The sequence below is a fragment of the Marinifilum fragile genome (assembly GCF_963677365.1).
GTDB classification, from domain to species: domain Bacteria; phylum Bacteroidota; class Bacteroidia; order Bacteroidales; family Marinifilaceae; genus Marinifilum; species Marinifilum fragile.
This window is the reverse complement of record NZ_OY781962.1, coordinates 3,374,855-3,388,108: the sequence shown is the minus strand read 5'-3', so window position 1 is coordinate 3,388,108 and position 13,254 is coordinate 3,374,855. Positions and strand designations below refer to the sequence as shown.

General features: G+C 36.7%; 9 protein-coding genes. 7 read left to right on the top strand and 2 right to left on the bottom strand.

The genetic code is table 11. The features are described from left to right. Positions 1–79: 79 nt before the first annotated feature. Both murQ and ACKPCA_RS13495 read right to left on the bottom strand, forming a co-directional pair. Positions 80–916: an N-acetylmuramic acid 6-phosphate etherase gene (gene murQ, locus ACKPCA_RS13500; protein ID WP_321279540.1), complete on the bottom strand. Its 837-nt coding sequence runs from the start codon at positions 914–916 to the stop codon at positions 80–82. A gap of 10 nt (positions 917–926) precedes the next feature. Continuing rightward, complete coding sequence (locus ACKPCA_RS13495) at positions 927–1,757, bottom strand: ATPase (RefSeq protein WP_321279539.1); 831 nt, start codon at positions 1,755–1,757, stop codon at positions 927–929. Between the two features lie 271 nt (positions 1,758–2,028). Between ACKPCA_RS13495 and nagB the strand changes: the two genes are divergently transcribed. The 7 genes from nagB to ACKPCA_RS13460 all read left to right on the top strand — a co-directional run bounded on the left by nagB (position 2,029) and on the right by ACKPCA_RS13460 (position 13,186). Then, the gene (nagB, locus tag ACKPCA_RS13490; RefSeq protein ID WP_321279538.1) at positions 2,029–4,011 is read left to right on the top strand and encodes a glucosamine-6-phosphate deaminase; all 1,983 of its coding nucleotides are present in this window, start codon (positions 2,029–2,031) and stop codon (positions 4,009–4,011) included. 82 nt (positions 4,012–4,093) lie between these two features. Further along, positions 4,094–7,207 (top strand): golvesin C-terminal-like domain-containing protein, encoded by a 3,114-nt coding sequence (locus tag ACKPCA_RS13485; protein WP_321279537.1) that lies wholly within the window; start codon positions 4,094–4,096, stop codon positions 7,205–7,207. Between the two features lie 29 nt (positions 7,208–7,236). Beyond that, entirely contained in the window at positions 7,237–8,691 is a 1,455-nt protein-coding gene (locus ACKPCA_RS13480) for a glycosyltransferase family 2 protein (protein WP_054721022.1), read from the top strand. Positions 8,692–8,787: 96 nt separating this feature from the next. Further along, positions 8,788–9,669 (top strand): N-acetylmuramoyl-L-alanine amidase-like domain-containing protein, encoded by an 882-nt coding sequence (locus tag ACKPCA_RS13475; protein WP_321279536.1) that lies wholly within the window; start codon positions 8,788–8,790, stop codon positions 9,667–9,669. 20 nt (positions 9,670–9,689) lie between these two features. Further along, on the top strand, positions 9,690–10,676 hold the full coding sequence (locus ACKPCA_RS13470) for a DUF4922 domain-containing protein (protein ID WP_321279535.1): 987 nt from the start codon (positions 9,690–9,692) through the stop codon (positions 10,674–10,676). A gap of 159 nt (positions 10,677–10,835) precedes the next feature. Beyond that, entirely contained in the window at positions 10,836–11,747 is a 912-nt protein-coding gene (locus tag ACKPCA_RS13465) for a GNAT family N-acetyltransferase (protein ID WP_321279534.1), read from the top strand. 116 nt (positions 11,748–11,863) lie between these two features. Beyond that, the gene (locus tag ACKPCA_RS13460) at positions 11,864–13,186 is read left to right on the top strand and encodes a SpoIID/LytB domain-containing protein (RefSeq protein WP_321279533.1); all 1,323 of its coding nucleotides are present in this window, start codon (positions 11,864–11,866) and stop codon (positions 13,184–13,186) included. Positions 13,187–13,254: the final 68 nt, after the last annotated feature.

Sequence of the window (13,254 nt, the reverse complement as noted above, 5' to 3'; positions counted from 1 at the left end):
AAGTTTGAGTAAATGAAAAGCGGAGCTTGAAAATAATTTTTCAGACTCCGCTTTTCGTATTTATGTGTGTGGTACTTATTTAAGATTTCTTATAAGCTTCAATTGCTTTCTTTACAGAACCATGTTCAATTAATAAACTTTTGGAGGTTTCTTTATCAAGTTTTAATTCTTCCATAATCATTAAGGTCCCTCTTTCAACTAACTTTTTATTGGTCAGTTGCATGTTTACCATTTTGTTTCCTTTTACTCTTCCTAGTTTAATCATTAAACTAGTTGTGATCATGTTCAAGATCATTTTTTGAGCAGTACCGGCTTTCAGTCTTGTGCTTCCTGTTACGAATTCTGGACCTACAACGGCTTCAATAACAATTTCAGCTTCTTTTGATACTGGAGCATCAGGATTACAAGTAATGCAAGCAGTAAGTAATCCATTTTCTTTAGCCTTCTTAACACCACCAATAACATATGGAGTTGTTCCAGATGCTGCAATCCCTAAAACTGAATCATTTTCATTGATATCGTAATCTTGCAGTTCTTGCCATGCTTTTTCAGGATCATCTTCTGCAGACTCAACGGCGCTTCTTAATGCTTTTTCTCCTCCAGCAATTAAACCAATTACAATATTAGAAGGTACACCAAATGTTGGAGGCAGTTCAGATGCATCAAGAACACCAAGTCTACCACTTGTTCCTGCACCAAGGTAAAATAATCGTCCGCCTGATTTGATTCTGTCAATCAATAGACTTACAAATTTTTCTATTGCAGGAATGGCTTTGTTAACAGCTAGGTGAATTTGTCCATCTTCCTGATTAATTCCATACAATAATTCACTCACCGACATTTTCTCTAGGTTGGAAAAGTTTGAGGGTGCTTCTGTTATTTTGTTGTTGGTTTTCTTATTTGGTGTTTTATTCATGATTCAAATTTTATTCTGCAATATGGAATTCAATCAAGCCTTCAAGCGGACTTTTGATGATTTTTCCAGTCTGTAAGTTTAATTTTTCAGCTACTTTAATTAATTCCTTCTTAAAATAGTATGCGATGCTACCAATAAAATGAATTGGAAGGCTTGAATGTCCATCGTATTGTTTGATGTTTCGTTCAAAGAATTTAGTGAACTCTTCTTGAAGCAGGTTTGATACATATGGATGCTCAATATTTTCCGAAAGGAAAACTGTGAACTGTGCCAAAAATCGACTTGGTGCTTCTTCTCTGTAAACCTTATTAATGATATAAGCATATTCCAGGTCATGTTTTTTATAAAAATAAGTAGTAATGTCTTCAGGAGCAACACCTTTTAATATGTCTGCAATAAGTCTTTTCCCCAGCACTGCACCACTTCCTTCATCTCCCAAAATATATCCTAAAGGACGAACATTGTGAGTGATGTCCTTACCATCATATAAGCATGAATTTGATCCTGTACCTATAATGCACGCAATTCCTTTTTCTCTTCCACATACCGATCTTGCAGCGGCAAGTACATCGCTATGAATTTCGCAAGATGCAGAAGGAAATACTTCCAACAATGCATCTTTCACCTTTTGTTTTGTTTCGTCAGTCGCACAACCAGCACCATAAAAAAAGATTTGCTCAACTGAATGAAAATTTTCAAGTGATTTGATATTATCAATAATCGAACTGATGTCTTGGTGAAAAGGATTTATTCCCAAAGTCTGTTGTTGCTTTTGAATTTTGTCCTCTTTTAAAAGAACCCAGTCTGTTTTTGTTGATCCGCTTTCGGCAATTAAAATCATATCCGTTTTTATTTTTATAACATGTATGATGAGTGTTGCAGAAAAATAAAATTACAAATTAATGAAGAGTTTGAGACAGCTTTTGTAATCCTTTTCAGGAATTGATTACTATGAAAACCCTGTATTAAAAGGAACTTCATTTTCATGATACAAATATAGAAAAATAAATTCCATTGAAAAAGTATTATATAACATGTAATACCAATTTTGGATTTTTTGAATTTCTGTTCTATTTTTGATGCGAAAGTAATTTAAATCAGGAGTTAGCAATATGGAAAATCAAATACTACAATTTAGAGGAGAGCTGGATGAAGCTAAGTTGTATTACCAGCCATCGGATGAGTTCGATAAAACGGTAAAAACAAGATATGAGAAAATGCCTGCTGATATTTTTGCTACGGCGGAAAAGGGTGCAAAATGGGTAGCTCATGAAATCGCAAATTTAATTAAGGCAAAGGCAGAGAATAATGATTCTTGTGTTCTTGGTTTAGCTACTGGAGCAACACCATTAGGAGTATATGCTGAATTGGTGCGTATGCACAAAGAGGAAGGTTTGTCGTTTAAAAATGTAATTACATTTAATCTTGATGAATATTATCCAATGAATAATAAGAGCGCACAGAGCTATAATTATTATATGGATGATGTTCTTTTCAATCATATAGATATCCCTCGGGATCAAATCAATGTTCCTGATGGGGAAGTGAGCAAAGAAGGAATTTTTAATTACTGTTCTGAATACGAAGCAAAGATTGATGCTTTTGGAGGACTTGATATGCAAATATTAGGGATTGGAAGAACAGGACATATTGGTTTTAATGAGCCAGGTTCACAATTGGATTCCAAGACTCGTTTAATTATGCTTGATGCTTTAACCAGACGTGATGCTGCAAAAGATTTTAACGGATTAAATAAGGTGCCTAAAGCTGCAATTACTATGGGAGTTGGTACCATATTTAAAGCAAAGCGTGTGATTCTGATGGCTTGGGGAGAAGGTAAAGCTCCTATTGTAAAAAAAGCATTAGAGGAAGGCCAGAGTGATTCTGTTCCTGCTAGTTATTTGCAACGTCATAATGATGTGCAATTTGTGCTAGATGTGCCTGCAGCTAATGAACTAACAAGAGTGAAACAGCCATGGTTGGTAGGGAGTGTAGAATGGGATCGTTATTGGATTCGTAAAGCTGTGGTTTGGCTTTGTAATAAATTGGAAAAACCAGTTTTAAAGTTGACCAATAGAGATTATAATGATAATGGATTAAGTGAACTTCTTGCTTGGTATGGATCGGCTTATGAAGTAAATATTAAAGTTTTTAACGATTTACAACATACAATTACTGGCTGGCCTGGAGGTAAGCCAAATGCTGACGACTCGAATCGTCCGGAAAGAGCTGAACCAGGACAAAAGAAAGTATTGGTGTTTAGTCCGCATCCTGATGACGATGTAATTTCAATGGGGGGAACCCTGAAGAGATTGGTTGATCAAAGTCATGAAGTGCATGTTGCTTATCAAACATCGGGTAATATTGCGGTAGCTGATGATGAGGCAATTCGATACTTATCATTTGTGAAAAGTTTTGCACAAACGCATGATACCAATGAAGGCAATTTGCCAAGTGTGATTGAAGATATTCGCAAGTTTTTATTGGAGAATAAATCTCCGGGCGAGATGGATACTGTAGAAGTTCGCAGAATGAAATCTTTGATTCGCAGGGGTGAAGCAAAAGCTGCTTGTCGTTTTGTTGGTCTTCGTTCTAAAAATCTTCACTTCCTTGACATGCCTTTTTATGAAACAGGTAAGGTGAAGAAAAATCCATTGGGAAAAGAAGATGTTCGAATTATTGTGAATTTGCTGAGAAAGGTTAAGCCACATCAGATTTTTGCGGCAGGAGATTGGTCTGATCCACATGGAACTCACAGAGTTTGTTGGGAAGGAATTTACCAGGCACTTCAGATTGTAAAAGATGAAGAGTGGATGGAGAATTGCTATGTATGGCTATATCGAGGAGCTTGGCAAGAGTGGGATTTGGATGAAATTCAAATGGCAGTGCCGATTAGTCCAGAAGAATTGCAACACAAGCGAAATGCAATTTTGCGTCATCAATCGCAGATGGAAAGTGCTCCATATATGGGTAACGATTCAAGATTGTTTTGGCAAAGATCGGAAGCCAGAAACCGAGCAACGGCCAATTTGTTTAATAAATTAGGCTTGGCAGAATATGAAGCAATCGAAGCTTTTGTCAGGTTTATTGTTTAGATTTATCATTACATTTTATTGGGCAGGCGAAATTCTGCCCAATCATACATAGATTGATAATATTGCATTGAATTTTAGGAATATGAGTTCTATATCAAACAGACTTACAAAGTCGAATATCCTTATACTATTTACTTTTTTACTGATTGGTTTTTCGGTTCAGGCGGCTGAGAAATCCGATCGTTTGAATAAGAAAGCTGAGAAGGCTGCCTTAGAATTTTTAAAGCAGACTTCGGATGAGTTTGTATATCGTTTTAAGCTGGACAGTTTACACGTGAATTCTGGTAAAAAAGAAATTACAGTATATGTGAATTCTACTTTTTCCTATATTCCTTTCAGACCCAATACGGTAAAGCAATATCATGATGAGTTAAAGGAAATTCTTGGTCGTAAGTTCAAGAAATACGATGTTCGTATCGAAAGTATAGGAATGGAAATAGAGGAATTGGTTCCTAATTACTACAGAGATGAATTATTTCCCTTGGCAAAAGATCGTTTGTCTGTTGAAAGTGATCATATGATGCCTTTGGTTAGAAAGCTTGGTAATGATATCTATTCAAATGGATTAGAGAACAAACACATTGCCTTATGGCATTCACATGGATGGTATTACGAAAACACTTTAGATCGTTGGGAATGGCAAAGAGCCAGAGTGTATACTACCGTTGAAGATATGTGGACCATGGAATTTGTGGTTCCTTATATAGCACCTATGTTGGAAAATGCTGGTGCAAACGTTTTGTTTCCAAGAGAACGTGATGTTCAAACCCATGAAGTAATTGTGGATGCTGACTGGGGCTCGATTCTGTCGGATTATAAAGAATCCGGAAATTGGGAAACCAATTCTCAACCTGGTTTTAACAACAAGTATCCGTTTTATGTTGAGGGTGAAAATCCATTCGAAATGGGAAGTAGTGTGCAGGTGGAGGCCGTTTCACATGAGACTGCAAGAGTGGAGTACACTCCATATATTCCTGAAAAAGGAGAATATGCTGTTTACGTTTCCTATTCAGTTGATGATGATAATGTGAGTGATGCTCATTATTCAGTTTATCATGCCGGAGGCAAAACAGATTTTCTTGTAAATCAGAGTATGGGAGGAAATACCTGGATTTACCTAGGGACTTTCTTGTTTGATCAGGGAAAAAATCCGGAAAGCGGTAAAGTGGTACTTACCAATGAAAGTAAGGAAGAAGGAAATTGGGTTTCTGCTGATGCTGTTCGTTTTGGGGGAGGAATGGGAAATATTGCCAGAGGTAAGGCAGATGAATTGAATGAATTGGTTCAGGAAAGAAACGAACTTGGCTTTGCAATAGATTCAGCCAAGTGGCAAAGGTATACAAGTAATCGTCCTAGATATCACGAAGCTGCCCGTTATTATCTACAATATGCTGGTATGCCAGATTCAATAGTTTATAGTATCAACAAAAATTATAAGGCAGATTATAGCAACAGAGGAAAGGATGCAGCAAAGTTTCAGAAACGAGAAAGTGGGAAGACCGATTATAAGGATGATTATATGAGCCGTGGTGAATGGGTAGATTATTTAATTGGTGCACCTAATGGACCAACGAAGCATGTAAATGCAAAAGGTCTTGGAATTCCTGTTGATATGGCTTTGGGTTTTCATACTGATGCTGGGTTTACACCGAATGATTCCATTGTTGGAACTTTAGCAATTTATAATACTACCCGTGATAATACGGATAAGTTTGTAAATGGACAGTCGAAATGGGCTAGTAGAGATTTAACAGACATTGTGCAGACCCAGGTGGTAGAAGACATCAGAAAATTGTTCGAGCCAAAATGGACAAGAAGAGGAATGTGGAACAAGCAATACTCAGAAGCTTATCGACCTAAGGTTCCTACCATGTTGTCGGAAATGCTTTCGCACCACAACTTTGCTGATATGTACCAGGGAATGGATCCGAAATTTAAATTTCACATTAGCCGTGCATATTATAAGGGAGTGTTGAGATTTTTGGCTTCGCAGGAAGGAAAAGAATATGTAGTACAACCTTTGCCTGTTGATCATTTTAGAATTGATGAAAACGAAAATGGAATCAGACTGAGCTGGAAAGCTGTTGTCGATCCATTGGAAGAAAGTGCAGTGGCAAAAAAATATAAGGTTTACACCAGATTGAATGATGGTGGATTTGACAATGGTGTATTGGTTGAAAAAGAGGAATTGTTACTTAAAAATTTAGGTTCAGAAAATATCTACAGTTTTAAGATAACAGCTTTGAACGAGGGTGGTGAAAGTTTTCCATCCGAGATTTTATCTTATCGCAAATCTAAAAATGGTGAAAAGCCTGTTTTGATTGTAAATGGTTTCGACAGAATCGCTTCGCCACAAGGGTTTGATGATGGTAAATATGCTGGCTTCAACAGTGCTATGGATGAAGGAGTAGCATATAAAAGAAACATTGCTTATGTAGGTGATCAGTACGATTTCGATAGAAAATCTCCATGGTTAGATGATGATGCTTCGGGACATGGTTCAAGTTATGCTGATCAGGAAGAAAAGATCATTGCCGGAAATAGTTTTGATTACCCTTATGTACATGGCGAAGCTATTAAATCTGCCGGATATGGCTTTGTATCCATGAGTGATGAGTCTTTTGAAAATGGAAACTGGGAAGCTTCAGATTACAAGGCGTTGGATCTCATTTTTGGCGAAGAGAAAACCACCAAAAGATTATACGGGAAGGAGAACAGAGACTTTACGATTTATACTCCAGATATGGTGAAGGCAATCAGAAAATACATTCAATCAAAAGATGCAAAACTGATTCTTTCGGGAGCATACCTGGGGACGGATGTTGTAGAATGTGGCGATACATTGATCAAAGATTTTACGGAAAAGGAACTGCATTTCTTGTTCAGAACCAATTATGCAAGTAAATCTGGTGCCATATCCCATCCTAATGAAGTAAAAGCAAATTTTACAGGAAATTATCAATTCGAAACAGGATTGAATGAACAGATATACAAAGTAGAAGCTCCGGATGCCATAGAGCCTTTGAGTAAGAATGCAAAAGTGTTTCTACGATACACTAACAATACCAAAAGTGCTGGTGTTGTTTACGATGGAGACTATCAGTCAATCATTTTGGGTTTCCCTTTTGAAACACTTAAAACAAAGGAAGATCGTAATGATTTGATGAAGAAGATTTTTCGATTTTTTAATAAATAAGAAAATAACAAAAGCCTAATTATAAAAGAATGAGCGCAAAAATTACATGTTTTCTGCCTTTTGGAACAAAAGAAGAAACAACAATTACTGTAAGTGAGTTAAGAAAATCAGAATTGGTATCTAATATTTTCATTGTTGGAAACAATGCTGAAGAAGTTGAAGGTGCGGAAGTTTTGAATTGTGATGCCTTGACAAATGGAAAAACCATTCAGCTAATTGCTGAGAAATCAGATTCAGAATATATTTTGCTTTATACTAAAACCAGTGCATTGACATTGGGACAATTGGCTATTGAGCGTTTTTATCAAGTAGCAACTGATACCAATAGCGGTTTGGTGTATTCAAATCATCGTGCAATTAAAGAAGGTAAAGTAGAAAATCTACCCGTTATCGATTATCAGGAAGGTAGCTTGAGAGATGATTTCAACTTTGGTTCAGTTCTTTTTTATGATGCCAAAATGTTTAAGTATGCAGTAGAAGATGTGGATGCTAAATATGAACATGCAGGTTTGTATGCATTGCGTTTGGCTGTTGCTGCTCGTTCTGAATTCATGAGAATTCCAGAAGTGTTGTACACAGAGGAAGAGATGGATACCAGAAAATCAGGAGAAAAGATTTTCGACTATGTTGATCCTAAAAACCGTGCTGTACAAGTTGAGATGGAAGAAGCATGTACTGAGCATTTGAAGAGAATTGGTGCTTACTTAGAGCCTAAATTTAAGGATGTAGCTTTTGATGAAGGAGACTTTAAAGTAGAAGCTTCTGTTGTAATTCCGGTTCGCGATCGTGTAAAAACAATTGAAGATGCAATCAAATCAGTTCTTTCTCAAAAGGCAAATGTTGATTTCAACTTGATTATCGTTGATAATTACTCGACAGACGGAACTACCGAAATCATTGCAAAATATGCAGAGCAAGATGAGAGATTGATTCATATTATTCCGGAGAGAAAAGACCTGGGAATTGGAGGATGTTGGAATGAAGCGGTAAATCATGAAGCTTGTGGTAAGTTTGCCATTCAGTTAGATAGTGATGATTTGTATGCTGATGAAACAACAGTACAGCAGGTTGTGGATGCATTTTACAGAGAAAATTGTGCAATGGTTGTTGGAACCTACCAAATGGTGAATTTCAAATTGGAAGAAATTCCTCCAGGAATTATTGATCACAGAGAATGGACACCTGAGAATGGTAGAAACAATGCACTTCGTATTAACGGTTTAGGCGCACCACGTGCTTTCTACACTCCGGTTCTTCGTAAAAATCCAATCCCGAATGTGAATTATGGTGAAGATTATGCACTTGGTTTGGCAATCTCTCGTAACTATCAAATTGGTAGAATTTATAATCCGATTTACCTATGTCGTCGTTGGGAAGATAATTCAGATGCATCATTGGATATCGAGAAAATGAACGCACACAATACCTACAAAGATAGAGTTCGTACAATTGAGCTAAAAGCAAGAAAACTATTGGCGAAATAAAAAAATGTATGCTTGGCTGGGAATCGGGGGAGTATTCTCCTGGTTCCTTATAAGCAGATTGAATTTACGGAATATTTATCCGCAAAAGTTAGACTTATGAAATTATTGAGTTTGCAATTATTAATCCTTTTGTTTGCCCTTGTGGCCTGCAAAGGGAAAGCTGTTCAGCAAAATGAAGACAGTAAAGTAGTTCAGTTTACAGATACTCTTGATCAGTCGATTTTTAATTTGATCAAGGATTTGGCAAGAGAAAATTCCTTTTCTCAGCTCGAAAATGCAGATAGAATTCTGGAGCTAGGAAAGTTGTTTTTGCAAACTCCTTATGTTGGCGGAACTCTTGAAGCTGAAGGGGGAGAGAAGTTGGTGGTAAACTTAAGAGAATTGGATTGTACCACTTATCTTGAAAATGTAGTTGTGCTTTCATCAATTTCGAAGCAAAATAAATTTTCTGAAAATGATTTCCTGAAAAAGCTAAAAGAACTGCGTTATCGAAAAGGAGAAATTAAGGATTACACCTCCCGATTACACTACTTTTCTGATTGGATTTATGAGAACGAGCAGAAAGGAATTGTGAAGAATGTTACTTCAGAAATTGGTGGAGTAGAATACAAGAAAGAAATCAATTTCATGAGTAATCATGTTGATTCGTATCCGGCACTAAAAGCAGACTCTTCATTGATTGTATCGATTCAAAATACGGAAAATGCAATCAATGGGCGAGATTTGTTCTATATCCCAGAAGATAATGTTCAGAATGTGGAGGATAAGATTCATAATGGAGATTTAATTGCCATAACTACAAAAATAAAAGGCTTGGATATTTCGCATGTTGGCATTGCGATTCATGTAAATGATAGATTGCACTTAATGCATGCATCCAGCTTGGCAAAAGAAGTTGTGATTTCAGATATTCCATTAGCCGATATATTAAAAGAAAGCAAATTGCAATCAGGAATAATGGTTGCCAGAGTACAATAAATAATAGTTTGTTCAGAGAAATGGATGTACACAGCATAGATAAGATTGAAGATCTACTGAAAGAGAAATCGTCGGTTGAAATATTAAGTAATTTTTTAAATCAACAAGTTAGAGATTGGCCTCTTGCCAACGGGAATTTTAAAGGATTGGAAAAAGTAGAGGAGAAAGAATTTGGTTTTGATGGGTTTAAAATGAAAGTTCAATTTAATCCGGAAAGAATTCGTTCTTCTGCTGCTAAGGTAGATAAGAAGAGTATTGAAAATCGTGCTTGTTTCTTGTGCTTGGATAAATTACCTGCAGAACAGGGAGGAATTGCTCAAGGCAAAGAATATGTTGTTTTGGTGAATCCATTCCCAATTATTCCTCAGCATTTTACCATTCCAAAAGTTGACCATGTAGATCAATCCTTCATGGATAATTTGGAAGGAATGTTGTCTTTGGTGAAGGATATGCAAGGGTATACACTATTCTACAACGGGCCTAAATGTGGAGCTTCGGCACCAGATCACATGCATTTCCAGGGAGGAAACAAAAATTTTATGCCAGTTGAAGAAGAGTATTTTGCATTAAAAGACAATGCTGATTTGCTTGTGAAATCAGAAGAGATTGAAGTTCGTGCATTCAATCATTATTTAAGAAAGATGATTAGTGTTGAGACTACTAATGCTGAAGAATTGATAGCTGTTGTAAGTAAATTTTACAATGCATTTGCAGCAATGCAAGCAGAAGAAAAAGAGCCAATGTTGAATGTGATTTGTTCATATGTTGATGGGAAATACATCATGCATTTGTTCCCAAGAAAATTACATCGCCCAACTCAATATTTTGCAGAAGGGGATGATCAGATATTGATTAGTCCTGCATCCGTTGATTTTGGAGGTGTGTTTATTACTCCAAGAAGAGAGGACTTCGAGAAAATTACAGCTGAGGATATAGAAGATATTTTCAACCAGGTTTGTGTTGATGAGGATGTTTTCTCATTGCTTTGCGAAAAAATAAAAGCATAGTCAGAGTTAATAATCTAAGGGTCTCACTCCAAGTGAGACTCTCAGTAAAAATATATTGATACCCTCATTTAAAGTGAGAGCATCAAATTTATAAAACAACGATGCCCAAAATTCCTTGCCTTTAGGAGAAGGATTTAGGGTGAGGTATTAAAGAAAACTATGAACTACACCATTCGCCAATATCAGGATTCCGATTTTGAACAGGTATTACCATTGTGTCAGGAAAGCTATCATCTGGATGTGATTAGTGAGGATTTACTAAAGGAGAAAATCTACGAGGATCCATTTTATGAGCAAGAATTAGTTTGGATTGCATGCGATCAGGATAAAATTGTTGGATTCCTTATGGGAACCTGTCGAATGGATATTCGAGGAGTGAACTATGGCTATGTGAAAATGATGGCTGTAGATAATGCATACAGAAGAAATCGAATTGCAAGATCGATGTATGAGTTATTGGAATCTGAACTGAAACAGAGAAAAGTAGATGTAATGCGTTTAGGCGATGTGCCAATGAATTATTTGATGCCGGGTATCGATCCAAAATATACGCCAGCTCTTTGTTTCGCCATTCGAATGGGATTCCATAGATTCATGGATACCTCAAATCTTTTGGTAGATCTGGATAATAGAGATTGGAATGATCCCCAAAAGATAGAAGCTCTAAAGGCGGATAAAATTGAAGTTTGTCGGGCTACACCAGAAGACAAGCAAGAGCTAATGGAATTTGTTGAAGAAGAGTGGAAGTTGTGGCAATATGAATTGGAAATGGCTTACAAAACTGAACCAATCGGTATTCATATCGCAAAACTAGATGGTAAAATTCGTGCTTTTTCGGCGCATTCAGCAAATAATAAAGGCTTGCCTTGGTTTGGTCCAATGGGTACACATCCCGATTTAAGAGGAAAAGGAATGGGAAGAGTATTATTGTATCATTGTTTGGAAGATTTGAAAAACTTAGGGTATAAAACAGCAATCATTCCTTGGGTTGGACCAATTGATTTCTATTCGCATCATACCGGTGCTGTTGTAGAAAGAATATTTTGGAGATACGAGAAAAAATTGAACTAAAAACAAAGATGCCTCAAAAGTTCCTCTCCCCGAGGAGAGGAACTTAGGGTGAGGTTATAAGAACATATTGGTACCCTTACTTAGAGTGAGAGTAGCAAGTTTAACACCTAAACATTATGGAACCACAATTACGAGTTGGAATCATGTACGAAAAGGAAATTTCCTTTCAATTGAATGGAGCCTACGTACTACAGCAAAATGGAAAAGAATACACTGGAAAACAACAGGCAAAATATATTGATGGCAAAATCTCTTTCGATGGAATCATTGAGGAAGAATTAATTTTCAATCCTAAAGAGTATGATGCAAGTAACTTTGATTTGTTTGGAGTTACCATCGGAATTAAATTTCACTGGGAGCGTAAGGAAGATCAGAGATTCAAAGGAAGTTTGCATTTTATTTGTGAGGATGAAAAACTAACTGCAATCAATGTGTTATCACTTGAGGATTATTTGGTAAGTGTGATTTCTTCAGAGATGAGTGCGACCAGTAGTTTTGAGCTGTTAAAGGCGCATGCGGTTATTTCCCGTTCATGGCTAATGGCTCAGGTTATAAAGGGAGAAGAGTTACAGAATTCGGACACTCAATATCAGAGTATTGTAGAAACAGAAGACTCTTTTGTTCGTTGGTATGACAGAGAAGACCATGTAAACTTTGATGTTTGTGCGGACGACCATTGTCAGCGTTACCAGGGAATGACAAAGCAATCGACTCCATTGGTGGTGGATGCAATTAATGAAACGCGCGGTCTTGTATTGACCAGTGAAGGAAAAATTTGTGATGCACGATTCTCAAAATGTTGTGGAGGTGTAGCAGAAACCTTTGAGAATGTTTGGGAACCTGAAAACCACAAATACCTACAGGCTGTAATCGATAATCCTCAAGCTCCAAAAGGATATGATATGGATTTGACCAAGGAGGAAGCTGCAGATAAATTTATTCGTACTTCACCAGAAGCATTCTGTAATACTACCGATAAGGAAATTTTATCTCAGGTACTGAATGATTACGATCAGGAAACCATGGATTTCTATCGCTGGAAAGTAGAATATACTCAAGAGGAAATTGCTGAATTGATTGAAAGAAAAACAGGAAAAGAATTTGGTCAGATTTTAGATTTGATTCCAGGCGAACGTGGAGAATCAGGTAGATTAATCACCCTGAAAATTGTTGGTAGCAAACGCTCATTAACAATCGGAAAAGAGTTGGAAATTCGCAAAGTGCTTTCTGAATCTCACCTTTACAGCTCAGAATTTGTGGTAGACAAGCTAGATGTAGTAAATGAAGTGCCTTCCAAATTTGTATTGATTGGTGCAGGCTGGGGACATGGCGTAGGACTTTGTCAGATTGGTGCTGCTGTAATGGGTGCAAAAGGATATAAACACGATGAAATTTTGCTTCACTATTTTAGAGGGGCCGAATTAGAGAAAAGATATTAATTGCTTATTTGAGATTCTCACTCTAAGTGAAAATCTCAATAAAAAAATATTGATACCCTTACTTGAAG